Below are 15064 nucleotides of genomic sequence, written 5' to 3'. Positions count from 1 at the left end.
GTACGGGCCCGGAACGACCGGAGGCCGGCCCTGCGGGGCCGGCCTCGGATCAGGTTCGGACAGGAATCAGCGCGACGGGCGCAGGGCACGCTTGATGGGCCGGCCCACGAGGGTGCGGGCCCGCTGGTACGTCGAGCGCTGGACGGGCGGCGCGGAGTTCTTCGCGAGTTTCCGCTTGAGCTGGGTGTTCTGGGTGGTGAGGTCCGTCAGCTGGGACTGGAGCCAGTTGAGTCGCGCACCCATCGTGGAGGCGTCGGCTCCGACCCAGGGACGGATGCCCGGAGGGAAGGCCAGCCCGCTCATCCGTGCCTCGAAGGCCTCACCGCCGTCGCCGTGGGTGAAGGTGTTCTCGAGGCCGTTCTTGTCGAAAAAGTTCACGAACCGGTCGAACCGCTCCTGGTGACCGCGCATCAGCGGCCCGAAGTCCGCCTCGGCGTAGAGATCGGCGGGGTCGAGGTCGGAGGGGACCTTGGCGAGCATCCGGTGCGGGATCTCGAAATAGCGGCACAGCTCCAGCGTCCGGGAGTCGCTGCAGAGCACGGTGGCGGGCGTGCCGGCCAGCAGTGCCGCGATGTTGCCGTGGATCCTGGAGCCGAAGGAGAAGTCGAAGCCCCGCAGGTCCTCCGTCCAGGTGACCGGGTCGATGTAGACGCGGACCTTGTCCTGCCCGTACATGGGGTGGTCGGGATGGGTGGGGATGTCGGTGACTGCGGCGTTCTGATGGGACATGTCACGCCAGTGCAGCTGACGTGCTTCGGAGATGTTCTGGCCGATGAACCGGAGGTGCGGATAGCGCGCATGGGTACGGTTGATGATCCGCCCGAGGTTGTGCTTCCGCACGGCGTCGTGCGATCCGTTGATGGCGATCCGCGACTCGGGTCCGAGTTTCCGGCCGCTCTTCCTGATGTCGAGCCTGCTGCCGTTGAGGAACATCGAGGGACAGCCGATGACGTCCACGTCCCGGAAGCCCATGTCCCGCAGGTACCGCTCGGTGAACTCGCCGCGTACACCGATGGAGGCGCTGTGGTCGAGCACGGCCGAGACGAACGCGTAGACCGTGGACTGCATGGGCTTCAACCGGTCCGCAGAGTAGTCGACGCCGGTCTGGGCGCCCACACCCGGGACCACGACCGGGATCTTCAGCTTCGATATGAGCTGGGTCAGACGCTCCAGTTGGGGCTCGAAGGACGGCCGGAAGGCGTTGGCGAGCGGGATGACGAAGACGTCGTACTCGCTGTTGATCCGGTCGGCGGCGGCGACCTTGGTGGTGATGCCGTTCGAGACCACCTCGGAACGTGGCGTCTCCAGGATCTTGTGAGCGGCGTCGCTGAAGATCAGGTTGCCCGAGTTGGTGGCGAACACGTCCTCATGGAGAGCACGCTCGACAGGGACGACGTCGTAGGGACTCTTTCCTGAACGCAGGAGTATTCGCTTCACATGGTTAACGTTGGATGCCACGAATCTGAATATATCTTTAGAGACGCTTTCGATTCCATGCGCATCCTGTGCAACTTTTTGCGATCCGCGTGGAGCGCAAGGACATGATCACACATCCACGCGTGCCTGGGTGCGTGGGGATGTGTTCAACTCGTCTCGTCGAGCCGGAAGCCCACTTTCAGGCCCACCTGATAGTGCTCGATCCGGCCATCCGTGATCTCTCCGCGAACCTCCGTGATCTCGAACCAGTCGAGATTGTGCAACGTTTCCGAAGCTCTCGCGATGCCTCTGCGGATGGCGTCGTCGACGCCTTCATGGGAGGTTCCCACGATTTCCGTGACCCGATAGGTGTAATTTGACATCTTATGTCTCCTCTCGTGACTACCACGGTGCCCTAACGGGTCCGGGTCCGCGAGATATCGGTGTGCGTCATGCGTGATGAACGGAACTTGACCAGAGCAATGGTCTATACCAAAATCCGGCCACGCCGTGCGAGCGCTCGGCACACCCGGGATTCAGCCGTCGCATATCCCGCGCTTCTCCCGCGCGTTCGTCGGCGACGATCCGCTCATCGCCTCACTGCGGCGGGTGGTGGCCGCGGCCGGGCTGACCGCCGAGATCCGCGTTCTGCCGCAGATCCCGGCAGGTGACTGCCCGGACCGCCGCACACCGGCCCGCCTCGCTCAGACCGCCGTCGCCAACGACAGTGCGAACCGGTCCCCAGAATCCGTCCACCACTGATCCATCCTCAGACCGGCCGCGGCGAGTTCGGCCCGGATGCCCTCCTTGCGGAATTTGGCCGACACCTCCGTACGCAACTCCTCGCCGGCCTCGAAGCCCACCATCAGATCCAGGTCCGGAATCTTCACTGTGAGCGCCTCGCGGGCCCTCAGCCGCATCTCGATCCACTCCCGCTCCGGGTCCCACAGCGCCACGTGATCGAAGTCGGCCGGGTCGAAGTCCGCGCCCAGCTCCCGGTTCACGACTCTCAGTACGTTCTTGTTGAACTCCGCCGTCACCCCGGCCGCATCGTCATATGCGGCGACCAGAACCTTCTCGTCCTTCACCAGATCCGTGCCGAGCAGCAGCGCGTCGCCCGGGGAGAGCAGCGACCGTACCGACTTCAGGAACACCGACCGCTCGTCGGGCAGCAGATTGCCGACCGTGCCACCCAGGAACGCGATCAGCCGTGGCCTCGGGGTGCCCGGCAGTGCGAGACCGCCCGTGAAGTCGGCGATCAGAGCGTGCACGGAGAGACCGGGCCGTTGTGCGAGCAGGGCCTCGGCGGCGCCGCGCAGCGCGCTCTCGCTCACATCGACCGGTACATAACTGTGCAGCGCGGGCAGTGCGTCCAGCAGGTGCCGGGTCTTCTCCGACGACCCCGATCCCAGCTCGATCAGGGTCTGCGCCCCGGACGCCGAAGCGATCTCCTCGACGCGGTCGATCAGGATCTCGCGCTCGGCGCGGGTCGGGTAGTACTCGGGAAGCCGGGTGATCTCCTCGAACAGTTCGCTGCCGCGAGCGTCGTAGAACCACTTGGGCGGCAGTGTCTTCGGGTGCCGGGTGAGGCCGTGCAGCACATCGGCGCGCAGCGCCGCGTCCGTCGCGTCCACCGGCAGGGTGCGGGTCAGCAGAAAGGGACTCACTCGGTGGGCTCCTTGAGCGGGGTCAGCAGAACTTCGGCACGGCTCGCCGTCAGCAGCGTCCGGTCGGGGACCGTGCGCCAGTGCGGATCGTCGTCGTACGGCTCCGAGGCAACGACCGAGCGCAGGCCGGACTCGGCGAGGTACCACAGGGTCTCGCCCCAGGCCGTCGCCACGATCGTGCTGCCATCGGTGAGCAGCAGATTCAGCCGTGATTCCGGCGCCGCGTCAGCCACCTCGAGCACGGTGTCGGCGACGGCCTGCGGCAGTGCGTCGCCGTCGGCCAGGCGGTGTCGTACGAGGGCCCAGACCAGGGCCGAGTCGCAGCGGGCGGTGAGCGTCAGCAGTTCGGCAGGCGGCAGCGCGGCGGCGAGCGGCACCAGTGACTCCGGCCAGCCCTTCACCGCGCCGTTATGGCTGAACAGCAGCCGCCCGGCGGCGAACGGCGCGGCCGCCGCCTCGCCGTCGGCACCCGCCTCGGTGGCGTCACGTACCGCCGCGAGCAGCGCCCCACTGCGCACCACTCTGGCCAGATCGGCGAACGTCTGGTCGCCCCAGACCGCGCCCTGGCGCCGGTAACGTCCGGGCACCGGATCCCCGTCCGCGTACCAGCCGACGCCGAAACCGTCGGCGTTGACGGTCCCATGCCGCTGGTGTCTCGGTGCCCACGACTGGCGCACAAGGCTGTGGGGCGGTCGTGTCAGCAGTTCGCCGAGGGCCACCGGTGGTCCGACATAGGCGATATGACGACACATCAGAGGTCCCTCGCGGTGCGGAACCCGGAGAAGATCTGGCGTCTCACCGGCAGGTCCCAGTTGCGGAACGTCCCCCGGCACGCCACCGGATCCACGGCGAACGAACCGCCGCGCAGCACCTTGTGTGCCGGCCCGAAGAACACCTCGGAGTACTCGCGGTACGGGAACGCCGAGAAGCCGGGATAGGGCAGGAAGTCGCTCGACGTCCACTCCCATACGTCACCGATCAACTGCCGTACACCGAACGGCGACCGGCCTGCGGCGTAGGCCCCGGCCCGCGCCGGTCGCAGATGGCGTTGACCCAGGTTGGCCCGCTCGGGAGTCGGGTCCTCGTCGCCCCACGGATAACGCAGGGAACGGCCCGACGCCGGGTCGTGGCGCGCCGCCTTCTCCCATTCCGCCTCCGAGGGCAGTCGGCGCCCGGCCCAGCGGGCGTATGCGTCCGCCTCGTACCAGCTGACATGGAGTACGGGTTCGGTCTCAGGGACCGTCTCGGTCACTCCGAAGCGGCGCCGCAGCCACTGGCCGGCGTCCCGGTGCCAGAACAGCGGAGCGGTCAGTTCGTGCTCACGGACCATCGCCCACCCCTCGGGGGCCCACCAGTACCGCTCGGTGTAGCCGCCGTCCTCGATGAACCGCTGGTACGCGCCGCAGGTGACCGGGGTCGTGTCGATGAAGAAGTCCGGTACGTCGCGCACATGGGCGGGACGTTCATTGTCGAGGGCCCACGGCTCGGTGGACGTACCCATCGTGAACGGGCCGCCCGGGACCAGCACTTCGGCAGGGAGTCCCGCCGAGTCGGTGGGTGCAGGTGGCACAGGCGCGGTCAGAACGGCAGGGCCGGACCTGAGCTGATGGGTGATCAGCATCGTTTCATCGTGCTGCTGTTCATGCTGGGCGATCATGCCGAAGGCGAATCCGGCCTGCATCAGCGGGCGGTCACCGTGCAGTGCCGTGCTGTCGAGTACGTCCAGCGCGCGACCACGTACCTCCGCGGCGTAGCTACGGGCCTCGGCGGGCGCCAGCAGTGGCAGCGAGGGGCGGCTCGCCCGGGGGTGTTCGAAGGCGTCGTACAGCCCGTCGATCTCCGGGCGCATCGCCTTCTGTCCGGCCACCCCGCGCAGCAGCCACAGCTCCTCCTGATTGCCGATGTGTGCGAGGTCCCAGACCAGGGGGGACATCAACGGGGAGTGCTGGGCGGTCAGTTCATTGTCGTCCACGCTGTCGGTGAGAAGCGTTGTGCGTTCACGGGCGGTGAGCAGCGCGGCGAGGGCGCGCTGCCGGAGCGCCTCGGTGTCCGCCGCATCCGGTCCGGCCGGACTGTGCGGACCGGGTGCGGCGGGCGTGGGGGAGTCGGTCATGAGCGGGGCCCCTCGAAGTGGCGGCCCGAATCACCCGTTGAACCCGGCGCGAGCAGTTCGGGAAGATCGTCGGCCGGACATCGGCCCCGGGCGACGAAGCGGTCGTTGAAGTCCGCCACAGCCTCCTGCACGGCCGTGGTCGCTCCCATCCGCGGCAGCGCCTCCAGCGCGAGTGCGAAGCAGGTGGTGGCCGCCGACCGCAGTTCGGGATCGGTCAGGCCGTCGCGGGCGGCGGCCACCCAGAGCGGATTGCGCGGCGCGGGCCGTGGCCCGGCCGCCTCGGCCAGTGGTTTGACGGTGCGGTACACGGTCTCGGCAGCCTCCGGATCGTCGAACAGGGCAGTGGTGACGGCAAGCGGCACCAGCCAACCGTCCGCGCCGTACTGCGCGTCGATCATGCGCAGCTCAAGATGTCCGCGCGGGCGCACGGGCGGAAAGAGGGTGCTGATGTGGTAGTCGAGGTCGGCGCGCACCGGTGGTCTCGGCGTGCCGGTGCGGATCCAGTCGCGGAACGTCAGACCGTCGGGCACGGCCCACGGCCCCTCGTCGGCCCGGATGCACATCACCGGGGTGTCCAGGACATGCATGGTCCAGGCCTCGCGCGGCGGCAGATGGCCGGGTGGTGCCAGGGGCCGCCATGGATCGAGGCCGGCCCAGAGCGACTGCCGGGTGGATCGCCACGGTGTCGGGCAGCCGGACTGGAACGGCGAGTTCGCGAAGACCGCCACCAGTACCGCGCCCAGCAGGTGGGACAGCTGCCAGCGCCGCCCGTAGCCGAGCGGGCCCGGTTCCTCCTCTCCTGCGTCCAGACATACCTGGACGGATGCGGTGGTGCACATCATGGCGCGGCCGGCCGGTCCCGACCGGTCGAACGAGACCTCCATGGCGTCGTAGCGGGGCTCGTGCAGCAGCCGGCGCGGTGGATGCCACGGATCGAGGCCGATACCCACCGGTGCGAGATCCATCCGGTCCAGGGCGTCACGCACCGCCGTGAGATCGGCGGTGGTGGCGTCGATGCACGTCATCAGGGAGTCGGCGGGGCGCGAGCTGAGCTCCAGCTGGCCGCCGGGTTCGAAGGTGAGCGCCGCACTCAGGGGCAGGGCCCGGAGGATGTCGGCGGCCGCGTCGAGACGGCGGTGGGGGACAGGGACGCGGGGCTGATCCCGGTGGTGAATGAGCCATTCGAGTTCGACGCCGACCGTGCGGGGCGGCCCGGTCTTGAAGCAGATGCAGCGCAGTAAATCCTCCGCCTCGCCCTCGCCGAGGGGCGGGGCCTGGCCGGGCGGACCATGGTCTCCGGGTGTGTCGGAAGACATGCCGGGGCCTCCTTCTTCTCGGTTCGTCCGTACCGCCCAAACCCCCACGGGGGGATCGCACAAGAGTGCCCCTTTGCGTCGGAAATTCGGTTGCATCCATGCCGTCGAAGCGCCGAGCATGCCCCGTATGCACCACACGGAGGAGTACCGATGAGCGCACGGCTGCGCGGCATCGCGCGAGAGACCGAGGCCATTGTCGAGGCCGGCCGCTACCGCACGCGGGACGGGCGTGAGGTGAGCATCGAGAGCGCGCTGACCACCGCACTCTCGGGCACCAGGCTGTACGGCCCCGAGCCGGTACCGGTCGCGGCACTCGACTCCGGCCGCACACCCCTCATCGAGGTCACCGACGAGAGCAGTCTGCAGGCGGCGCGCCGGCTGACCGGCGAACGGCCCGGCAAGATCGCCGTCCTGAGCTACGCCTCCGCCCGCAATCCCGGAGGCGGCTATCTCAACGGCGCACAGGCCCAGGAGGAAGCCCTGTGCCGTGGCTCGGCCCTGTACGCCACACTGCTGCGAGCCCCCGACTACTACGCCCACCACCGCGTTGAACGCAGCGCCTTCTACACCGACCGGGTGATTCACTCACCGGGTGTACCGGTGTTCCGCGACGACCGGGGGCGGCTGCTCGACACCCCGTACACCGTGGGCTTCCTCACCTCCCCGGCACCCAACGCCGGAGTCATCCGCAGCCGCACCCCCGAGGACGCGCACCGTATCCCCGCCACGCTTGCGTCCCGGGCCGAGCGGGTGCTGGAGGTCGCGGCGGTGGGCGGGTACCGCAGGCTGGTGCTGGGCGCCTGGGGCTGCGGTGTGTTCCGCAACGATCCGGCGGACGTGGCCGGTGCGTTCCGGGCGCTGCTTCTGGACGACGGCAGGTTCGCCGGGCACTTCGAGCAGATCGTCTTCGGCATCCTCGACCGCAGCCCCGAATCCGCCACCAGGTCCGCCTTCGCCCGGACGTTCAGCGGTCAGTTCCAGTCGTAGCGCTCCCGCAGCCGGCCGACGACGCACCTCGCCTGGTCGCCGTCGCGGCGGTGCCGCGCGCCTTCGCCGCCTCGGCCTCCGCGAGCGCCCCGAAAGGTGTGACACCCCCGCAGGAGCCTCAACTGCCGTACACGGGAGCCACCTACACGTCCCCGGTGGCAGATACTCGATCACCGTTACCACCGTGCCGAGTTCGATGCGTTCCTCGGCCGAGCCGGATGCGCGAGGAGGCGCTCTGCGCCGAGCCGGATCCGTATGATCACCTCGCCGACCGGCCCCGGCCCCACCATCCCGGTCACCCGGCCGATCAGTCCCACCTCGAGGAGTCATCCATGACCCGGAGCGCACCCACGCCGCACGGGTCTGGAAGACTGCCCGACGCCATGAGCCAGTTACCGAAACAGCCCACCGAAGGCCCCGTTCCGACCAGTGCCGATGTGGCACGGCTCGCCGGAGTCTCCCGGGCCACCGTGTCGTACGTACTCAACAACAACGCGGCTGTGCGGATCAGCGAACCCACTCGCCGCCGGGTCAGGGAAGCGGCCACCGAACTGGGCTACGTGCCGCACGCGGCGGCCCGCAGCCTGCGTGCCGGACACACCCGCATGGTGCTGCTGGCCACCGTGAACTTCCCGGCCGGCCCGCTCCACCACCGCTTCTTCCACCAACTGGAATCCGGGCTGCGCCGCCTCGACTACACCGTCGTCCAGTACGGCAGCACCGGTCTGGACGCCGACGACGCGCCCCGCGCCTGGGCCGAACTCCGACCGGTCGCCGTCATCGCACCCGGTACGGCCCTCACCCCGCAGGGCATATCCGTACTCAGGCGATCCGGAGCCAAGGCCGTGATCACCCTCGGGTCCCGGCCGGTGGCAGGTGCTCATGCGCTGGTCATGGACCAGCGGGAGGTCGGCAGCTGCGCGATCGGACATCTGCTGGAGCGCGGTCGGCGTCGCATCGGCGTCGTCATGCCCGAGGAGCGAGGCCCGGGTCTGTTGGCCGAACGGCGGCTGGCCGGAGCCCGGCAGGTCGCACTGAGCCACGGGGCCCGTATCGAACCGCTGCCGCTGCGGTACGAGGAGGAGTCGGCTGCCCGATTGGCCGCCCGCTGGCGCACCATGGGCCTCGATGCCGTGTTCGCGTACAACGACGAATACGCGATGCTCCTGATGCGGGCCCTTCAGGACGCGGGCATCGAAGTGCCCCGCGAGACGGCCGTGGTCGGCGCCGACGACCTGATGCTCGGCAGACTGCTGCGGCCCCGGCTCAGCAGCGTGCGGCTGGAGCTGGCCACGCCACAGCCGCTGGCGGACCTCGTCGACCGGCTGGTGCAGCACCCCGGCGGCGCCCCCGAGCACCACGACCTGCTGCGGGCCGGGGCGGTCCACCGCGAGTCCAGCTGAGACCGGCCGGCACATGGGGGCGGCGTCGCGTGCCCAGCCCCGCGACGCCGCCCCCATGTGCCATCGGTCCGAGCCGCCGACTCCGCACGGTGCAGCAGTGCGGCAACATGCGCACCGCGCGCCGCTTGCTTAGCGTCATGACCATGAGCCATCCGCAGAGTTACGAGATCCTGCTGGTCCCCGGATTCGCCGAGGACACCACCGACGCCACCGAGCCCGGTGGCGCCATCCGCTCGGCGGTCGTGGCGGCGACCGGCGAGACGGGGGCATCGGGATACCCCCGGTATTCGGGCGAAGGCATCGTGGCGGACATCGATCCGGCGACACACACGGTCGAGGCCCTGCTGGTCGACGGCGCCGAGCTGGACTACGGCCTCTCGGTGCGGATCAAGGAGAAGAGCGCCGAAGGCAAGGCCGACAGCAAAGCGGACAGCTGAGGCCGGGCCGCCCATTTCCGGTCGCGGAAGGGCTCGGAAAGGGGCCCGACCGGCCCGGACACTTGTTGGCCCGGTCGGGCCCCTCACCACGCTCATGCGCGCACGGAGCCTACTTCTGTTCCTTCTGCTGGTCCTCGATGGACTTGCGGACTTCGTCCATGTCCAGCTTCCTGGCCTGCCCGATGACGTCCTCCAGCGCCGCCTCCGGCAGCGCCCCGGCCTGCGCGAACACCGCCACATTGTCCCGGACGATCATCAGCGTGGGAATGGAACGGATCTCGAAGGCCGCTGCCAGCTCCTGCTGCGCCTCGGTGTCGACCTTGGCGAAGACCAGGTCGCCGTGGCGCTCCGACACCGCGTCGTAGACCGGCGCGAACTGCCGGCACGGGCCGCACCAGGAAGCCCAGAAGTCGATCAGGACGAAGTCGTTGTCACTGACGACCTGATCGAAGTTTTCCTTGGTGAGCTCAACGGTGCTCATGCTCTGTTACCTCTTCCTGTGCCCGTTCGGAACTGTCCGGCACAACCGTGCCTGTACGTGCGCTATTCCGCCTGCCCATGTGGCCGTCGCGCACACCCGCGACCAGACTGTCCCCATGACAGATGCTTCCCTGAACACCGAGTACGACGTCGTGGTGATCGGAGCAGGTCCCGTGGGTGAGAACGTCGCCGACCGGGCCCGTGCCGCCGGTCTGAGCACGGCGGTCGTCGAGGCGGAACTCATCGGCGGCGAGTGCTCGTACTGGGCCTGCATGCCCAGTAAGGCCCTGCTGCGCCCGGTCGTCGCGCGCGCCGATGCCCGCCGCCTCCCAGGACTCAGCGACGCCGTGCGAGGACCGCTGGACTCCGCAGCGGTCCTTGCCCGTCGTGATGAATACACCTCGCACTGGAAGGACGACGGCCAAGTCGCCTGGCTGGAGGGGATCGGAGCGGACATCTACCGGGGCCGGGGCCGGCTCACCGGTGAGAAAACGGTCTCCGTCACCGCCCCCGACGGCACGGAACACCGGCTCACCGCCCGGCAGGCCGTCGCCGTCTGCACCGGCAGCCGCGCCGTCGTCCCAGCCCTCCCCGGCGTCGACGGGGCCCGTCCCTGGACCAGCCGGGAGGCGACGAGCGCGAAGAAGGTACCCGGCCGTCTCGTGATCATCGGTGGCGGCGTCGTCGCGACGGAGATGGCCACCGTGTGGCAGGCCCTCGGCGCCCGGGTGACCATGCTGATCCGCGGCAAGGGGCTCCTGCCGAAGATGGAACCCTTCGCGGGCGAGCTGGTCGCCCGGGCGCTGACGGAGGCGGGCGCCGACATCCGTACCGGAACCTCGGCGGCCTCCGTACGGCGCACGGCCCCGGACGGCCCGGTCACCGTGGAGCTGGAGAACGGAGAACATGTCGAGGCCGACGAAATCCTTTTCGCCACCGGCCGCGCTCCACGAACCGACGACCTCGGCCTGGAAACGGTGGGCCTGAAGCCCGGTTCCTGGCTCAGCGTCGACGACAGCTGCCGCGTCGACGGCACCACCTGGCTCTACGCGGTCGGCGACGTCAACCACCGGGCACTCCTCACCCACCAGGGCAAGTACCAGGCGCGCATCGCGGGCGCGGCGATCGCCGCCCGCGCCGCGGGCGCGCCGTTGCTGGAGACCGACCGTTGGGGCGCCCACGCGGCCACCGCCGACCACGCGGCCGTCCCGCAGGTCGTCTTCACCGACCCCGAGGCCGCATCGGTGGGTCTCACCCTCGCCGAGGCCGAGCAGGCCGGCCACCGCGTACGTGCCGTCGACCACGACCTCGCCGCGGTGGCAGGCTCCGGCCTGTACGCGGACGGTTACCGCGGCCGTGCCCGCATGGTCGTGGACCTCGACCGGGAGATCCTGCTCGGTGTCACCTTGGTCGGACCCGGCATCGGTGAACTGCTGCACTCGGCGACGGTCGCGGTCGCGGGCGAGGTCCCCATCGACCGGCTGTGGCACGCCGTCCCCGCGTTTCCGACGATCAGCGAGGTTTGGCTGCGTCTGCTTGAGGCGTACCGGGACGCGTAGGGCCCGCCCGGACGCCGCTCCTTCTCCCACTGCCAATCGTGGGCGAGGTCGTAAGGGGCCGACGACCGGAGTGTCAGCGCGACCGCTGGTGCCGCGACCGGTCCGCGTCGAAGTCGCCGGAGAACGCCGCCGCCATCCGCAGGTGACCGGTGGCCTCCGCGCTCCGCCCCTGGCGCTCAAGCGTGCGACCGAGCATCAGGCGCGCGTAGGGCTCCACCGGGTCGCGCTCCAGAATCGCCCGCAGCTCCGTCTCGGCCCTGCCGAGCCGAGCCGAGTGGTAGTAGGCCCGGGCCAGCAGCAGCCGCGGGGATACCTGCTCCGGCACCTCCTCGACCAGGCCTTCCAGAATCCGGGCCGCAGTCATGTACTCCTTCGCTTCGAAGAACATCTGCGCACGGTCCCAGCGGTCGGCGGCCGTACCGAACTCGAAATAGGTGTCGCTCACTTGATCTCCTCGTTGACGGACCGGGATTGCTCCCGGCCCTGTCCAGCCACTGACCCGGCTGCACGCTCAGGCGTGCCTCACACACCCGAACATGGCACACTGATTGAATATTCCACTAAATTATCGGCGTGGGTACCGGCACCCCGGCCCCGCACGGGAATAGGTTGAGCGCCATGAGCAATCTCGATCGCCAGGCCACACTCTCCGTCTGCGGAGGGCGGGGCTTCGTCGTCGCCGAGCCTGTCCGTGAACTCCTCACCCCGCGCCATGTCCGGCTGGGCGAGTCCACCGAGGTCCGCAGGCTGCTGCCCAATCTGGGTCGCCGGATGGTCGGCGCATGGGCCTTTGTCGATCATTACGGCCCGGACGACATCGCCGGCGAACCTGGGATGCAAGTACCGCCCCACCCCCACATGGGCCTGCAGACGGTCAGCTGGCTGCACGACGGCGAGGTCCTGCACCGGGACAGCGTCGGCAGTCTCCGCACGATCCGCCCGCGCGAGCTGGGACTGATGACCTCCGGTCGGGCCATCAGTCATTCCGAGGAAAGTCCGAAGTCGCATGCGAGGTTTCTGCACGGCGCCCAACTCTGGGTCGCCCTGCCCAACGCGCACCGCCACGTCGAGCCGCATTTCCAGCACCACACCGAACTGCCGACCGTCACCGCACCCGGCCTCACGGCCACACTGATCCTGGGCGAACTCGACGGCGCCACCTCGCCCGGCACCGCATACACCCCGATCGTCGGCGCGGACCTGGCCCTGTCCGGCGGTGCCGAGGCCCGTCTGCCGCTCGACCCGGACTTCGAGTACGCGGTGCTCTCGATGTCCGGCCAGGCCGAGGTGGACGGCGTACCCGTGCTGCCCGGTTCCATGCTCTACCTCGGCTGCGGCCGCACCGAACTCCCCTTGCGTGCGGACACCGACGCGGGCCTCATGCTCCTCGGCGGTGAACCCTTCGAGGAGGAGATCGTCATGTGGTGGAACTTCATCGGGCGTTCCCACGAGGAAATCGAGGAGGCCAGGAAGGGCTGGATGGAGAGTTCCCGATTCGGCGAGGTGAAGGGCTACGACGGCGATCCGCTGCCCGCTCCCGAACTGCCGCCGGTGGCGCTGAAACCGCGGGGGCGAGTGCGCTGACCTGGCGCTATGTGTATGCCAGGGATCTTCGCAGTGCACCTTCACCGAGTCCCTTCACTGAGTCCCTTCGCCCGAAACGGTGAGAGGACTCAGGTGTGTTCGACGTGGTGCGGCTTCTCGTGTGGTCGGTGCCCGCGGGTGTTGGCACCTGTGACCAGGTCTGATCAGACGCTTGCCGACCCTGGGTATTCAGGGAGGCGACCCCTGGCGAGGGTTGCGGCGATGAATGGGGCCGCACTGGGAAAGCACGGCTGCGCGCCGGAAAATTGTCAGGCGTACCGTGACTGCCCTTGATAGGGTCCCGACATGTTCCTGTGCACTGGCCAGAGCTGGTTCATCAAGCCCCGCAGCGCCGCCTAGCGGCAAGCTGCGACCAGCATTCCGACAGCTTCGCCGCACTCCGGTATCACGCCGGTGCGGTGCTCAGCGCTGCCCGGCTCCGACGATGACTCACACCGCGGAGCACATTTCATGAACGACCAGAACCACCACGTCCACGCACACATCAGCGATCTGCGCGATCTCCATCCTGCGGCCGAGCCAACCCTCACGGCCGCCCCCGTCGAACTGACGCAGTGGGTCTCCTCTCACTCCTCCCGGCTGGCCGGCCTGGGCCCGGGAGCAGACCTGGGGCCCCTTTCTACGACTTGGAGCCGCTGCGTGACCTCGTCGGCGGTGAGACGGTGGAAAACGTGCCTGACCAGGGCCACCCGCTCGGGATGCGCTGGGGACGGGCCGCCACCCCTGAAGCGCTGCCCGACAGCGTCGAGGCTCTGTTCGCGGGCGTATCCGGGCAACCGGCCCTGGTGAACACGCGGGCGCTGCGTGAGTACGCGCGACGTCACGGATTGCCGGAGCCGGTCCGCACCCGGGTGGACACCGCGTTCATCGAGGTACCCGCCCTGGAGGCGTTTGACGGAATCATCTGCATCCCGGACACCACCCTCAGCGCCGACACACCGCGGTAGCCGGCAAGCGCGCCAAAGGGCACGGACAAGGCGGACCGCCCCGTAAACCTCGCGGGCGGTCCGCCGCACCCGTATGCCCCGAGAGCGGCGCGCCGGTTCGTCCGGTTGAGACTTTGGGTGGTGGCAGCGATTTCGCAAGTTCTGAATCATCAAGAAAGGTTTTCTCGTGAGGAGCAACACTTGACCACTGCATTCTTCAGGCGGGCAGGTGCAGCAATTTTGACGCTGCAGATCGTCTACATTCTGCTCTTCGAGATCGCGTTCATGGTTCTGGTCATCGACACTTCTGAGATCGACCACAGCGCTCCCGACAGATTGGGTGCGGCCATCTTCCTCGCAACCGAGATCGGAGCAGCCATCATTCTGCTGGGTGCTGCAGCCGTCCTGACGCTTCCGCGAATCAGCGGCAGGATCCCCCGAGGGGGCCGCGCAGCTTTCCTGTGCTGCTGCGTGATTGCACAGTGCGCGATCGCATGGATGGCGTCATCCAATGCCATGAAGCAGGATGCAGGACCAGATGTGCTGATCAACGCGGTAATGATCCTGCTCTCGCTGATGGTTGTCGTGGCATGCGTGCTCGGAATTCGGGATGATTCCGGCACCGTGAAGGTCTGAGCCTGAGCGCAGGGCCAGGTCCCATCCACCGCCCCAGGAATTTGCCGGACCCCACCCACGGCATCATCGATGCGCCCCCGGCCGCGCCAACACCAGCCGGACAGTGGCCCTCTGACCTGTGCTCCGCTCAGTCCGCAGCACGGTGTTCGTCGGCCGGGTGGGACATGGCAAAGCCGCGTTCCTCGGGGTGGCGGGCCAGCCGCCGCCGGGGTGCTCGGGAGTGAAGGGCCGGGGCTGGACAAGAACAGCAACACCCTCGCATCGAACAATGACGCATAGGTACAAAAGGCATTTGTGCAACCCGGCCAACAGGAGAGGGGATCACATTTCGCCACTGCTATCCCGATTGTCTGTTGCGGCCCGGAAGGCAACCGCAGTATGCGGTCTGACAGACTGGGCCCCGAAACTCAGGCGACGCGCGTCAGGAAACCGGTGTGAATCCGGTACGGTCCCGCCACTGTGACCGGGCTGCAGCAGCCCGGAAGCCAGACACTGGCCGCGCCGCCTTCTCCGTACAAC

15 protein-coding genes and 1 riboswitch are annotated in these 15064 nt (G+C 68.6%); of the genes, 7 read left to right on the top strand and 8 right to left on the bottom strand.

From position 1 onward, the window contains the following. Positions 1–66: 66 nt before the first annotated feature. The 6 genes from ACH4EW_RS14590 to egtA all read right to left on the bottom strand — a co-directional run bounded on the left by ACH4EW_RS14590 (position 67) and on the right by egtA (position 6512). Complete coding sequence (locus ACH4EW_RS14590; RefSeq protein ID WP_398256180.1) at positions 67–1458, bottom strand: polysaccharide pyruvyl transferase family protein; 1392 nt, start codon at positions 1456–1458, stop codon at positions 67–69. 125 nt (positions 1459–1583) lie between these two features. Next, the gene (locus ACH4EW_RS14585; protein ID WP_398256177.1) at positions 1584–1799 is read right to left on the bottom strand and encodes a dodecin; all 216 of its coding nucleotides are present in this window, start codon (positions 1797–1799) and stop codon (positions 1584–1586) included. Positions 1800–2120: 321 nt separating this feature from the next. Continuing rightward, a complete protein-coding gene (gene egtD, locus ACH4EW_RS14580; RefSeq protein ID WP_398256174.1) occupies positions 2121–3083 on the bottom strand; it encodes an L-histidine N(alpha)-methyltransferase in 963 nt (320 codons plus the stop codon). Then, positions 3080–3835 carry an ergothioneine biosynthesis protein EgtC gene (gene egtC, locus ACH4EW_RS14575; RefSeq protein ID WP_398256171.1) on the bottom strand — a complete coding sequence of 252 codons (756 nt, stop codon included), beginning with the start codon at positions 3833–3835 and terminating at the stop codon, positions 3080–3082. The genes egtD and egtC overlap by 4 nt, the downstream gene beginning before the upstream one ends. Then, entirely contained in the window at positions 3835–5196 is a 1362-nt protein-coding gene (gene egtB, locus ACH4EW_RS14570) for an ergothioneine biosynthesis protein EgtB (protein WP_398256168.1), read from the bottom strand. Before egtB ends, egtC begins: the two co-directional genes overlap by 1 nt. Continuing rightward, positions 5193–6512: an ergothioneine biosynthesis glutamate--cysteine ligase EgtA gene (gene egtA, locus ACH4EW_RS14565; protein WP_398256165.1), complete on the bottom strand. Its 1320-nt coding sequence runs from the start codon at positions 6510–6512 to the stop codon at positions 5193–5195. Before egtA ends, egtB begins: the two co-directional genes overlap by 4 nt. A gap of 150 nt (positions 6513–6662) precedes the next feature. Between egtA and ACH4EW_RS14560 the strand changes: the two genes are divergently transcribed. The 3 genes from ACH4EW_RS14560 to ACH4EW_RS14550 all read left to right on the top strand — a co-directional run bounded on the left by ACH4EW_RS14560 (position 6663) and on the right by ACH4EW_RS14550 (position 9339). After that, positions 6663–7499, top strand: coding sequence for a TIGR02452 family protein (locus ACH4EW_RS14560; protein WP_398256163.1), 837 nt, complete (start codon positions 6663–6665; stop codon positions 7497–7499). A gap of 383 nt (positions 7500–7882) precedes the next feature. Beyond that, positions 7883–8902 carry a LacI family DNA-binding transcriptional regulator gene (locus tag ACH4EW_RS14555; protein WP_398256160.1) on the top strand — a complete coding sequence of 340 codons (1020 nt, stop codon included), beginning with the start codon at positions 7883–7885 and terminating at the stop codon, positions 8900–8902. A gap of 143 nt (positions 8903–9045) precedes the next feature. Further along, positions 9046–9339, top strand: coding sequence for a hypothetical protein (locus ACH4EW_RS14550; protein ID WP_398256157.1), 294 nt, complete (start codon positions 9046–9048; stop codon positions 9337–9339). 109 nt (positions 9340–9448) lie between these two features. Here the strand turns inward: ACH4EW_RS14550 and trxA are convergent, their stop codons facing one another. Further along, the gene (gene trxA, locus ACH4EW_RS14545) at positions 9449–9820 is read right to left on the bottom strand and encodes a thioredoxin (RefSeq protein ID WP_398256155.1); all 372 of its coding nucleotides are present in this window, start codon (positions 9818–9820) and stop codon (positions 9449–9451) included. A gap of 115 nt (positions 9821–9935) precedes the next feature. Between trxA and ACH4EW_RS14540 the strand changes: the two genes are divergently transcribed. Beyond that, positions 9936–11378, top strand: coding sequence for a dihydrolipoyl dehydrogenase family protein (locus ACH4EW_RS14540; RefSeq protein WP_398256152.1), 1443 nt, complete (start codon positions 9936–9938; stop codon positions 11376–11378). A gap of 73 nt (positions 11379–11451) precedes the next feature. Here ACH4EW_RS14540 and ACH4EW_RS14535 read toward each other — a convergent pair whose 3' ends face one another. Beyond that, positions 11452–11823 carry a tetratricopeptide repeat protein gene (locus ACH4EW_RS14535; RefSeq protein WP_398256149.1) on the bottom strand — a complete coding sequence of 124 codons (372 nt, stop codon included), beginning with the start codon at positions 11821–11823 and terminating at the stop codon, positions 11452–11454. Positions 11824–11996: 173 nt separating this feature from the next. Between ACH4EW_RS14535 and ACH4EW_RS14530 the strand changes: the two genes are divergently transcribed. The 3 genes from ACH4EW_RS14530 to ACH4EW_RS14520 all read left to right on the top strand — a co-directional run bounded on the left by ACH4EW_RS14530 (position 11997) and on the right by ACH4EW_RS14520 (position 14545). After that, positions 11997–12962 (top strand): pirin family protein, encoded by a 966-nt coding sequence (locus tag ACH4EW_RS14530; protein WP_398256146.1) that lies wholly within the window; start codon positions 11997–11999, stop codon positions 12960–12962. A gap of 692 nt (positions 12963–13654) precedes the next feature. After that, positions 13655–13930: a hypothetical protein gene (locus ACH4EW_RS14525; protein ID WP_398256144.1), complete on the top strand. Its 276-nt coding sequence runs from the start codon at positions 13655–13657 to the stop codon at positions 13928–13930. 180 nt (positions 13931–14110) lie between these two features. Further along, a complete protein-coding gene (locus ACH4EW_RS14520; protein WP_398256141.1) occupies positions 14111–14545 on the top strand; it encodes a hypothetical protein in 435 nt (144 codons plus the stop codon). 392 nt (positions 14546–14937) lie between these two features. Then, positions 14938–15061, top strand: a riboswitch (cobalamin riboswitch). The last annotated feature ends 3 nt before the right edge of the window (positions 15062–15064 follow it).

It is taken from the genome of Streptomyces sp. NPDC018000, from assembly GCF_044328025.1.
In the GTDB taxonomy this organism is placed as follows: Bacteria; Actinomycetota; Actinomycetes; order Streptomycetales; family Streptomycetaceae; genus Streptomyces.
This window is presented reverse-complemented; position numbering and strand designations above follow the sequence as displayed.

Excerpts from the sequence above, each read along its gene's own strand:
- ACH4EW_RS14585 (WP_398256177.1), bottom strand. The coding sequence starts at position 1,799 with ATGTCAAATTACACCTATCGGGTCACGGAAATCGTGGGAACCTCCCAT.
- egtC (WP_398256171.1), bottom strand. The coding sequence starts at position 3,835 with ATGTGTCGTCATATCGCCTATGTCGGACCACCGGTGGCCCTCGGCGAA.
- egtB (WP_398256168.1), bottom strand. The coding sequence starts at position 5,196 with ATGACCGACTCCCCCACGCCCGCCGCACCCGGTCCGCACAGTCCGGCC.
- egtA (WP_398256165.1), bottom strand. The coding sequence starts at position 6,512 with ATGTCTTCCGACACACCCGGAGACCATGGTCCGCCCGGCCAGGCCCCG.
- ACH4EW_RS14560 (WP_398256163.1), top strand. The coding sequence starts at position 6,663 with ATGAGCGCACGGCTGCGCGGCATCGCGCGAGAGACCGAGGCCATTGTC.
- ACH4EW_RS14555 (WP_398256160.1), top strand. The coding sequence starts at position 7,883 with ATGAGCCAGTTACCGAAACAGCCCACCGAAGGCCCCGTTCCGACCAGT.
- ACH4EW_RS14550 (WP_398256157.1), top strand. The coding sequence starts at position 9,046 with ATGAGCCATCCGCAGAGTTACGAGATCCTGCTGGTCCCCGGATTCGCC.
- trxA (WP_398256155.1), bottom strand. The coding sequence starts at position 9,820 with ATGAGCACCGTTGAGCTCACCAAGGAAAACTTCGATCAGGTCGTCAGT.
- ACH4EW_RS14540 (WP_398256152.1), top strand. The coding sequence starts at position 9,936 with ATGACAGATGCTTCCCTGAACACCGAGTACGACGTCGTGGTGATCGGA.
- ACH4EW_RS14530 (WP_398256146.1), top strand. The coding sequence starts at position 11,997 with ATGAGCAATCTCGATCGCCAGGCCACACTCTCCGTCTGCGGAGGGCGG.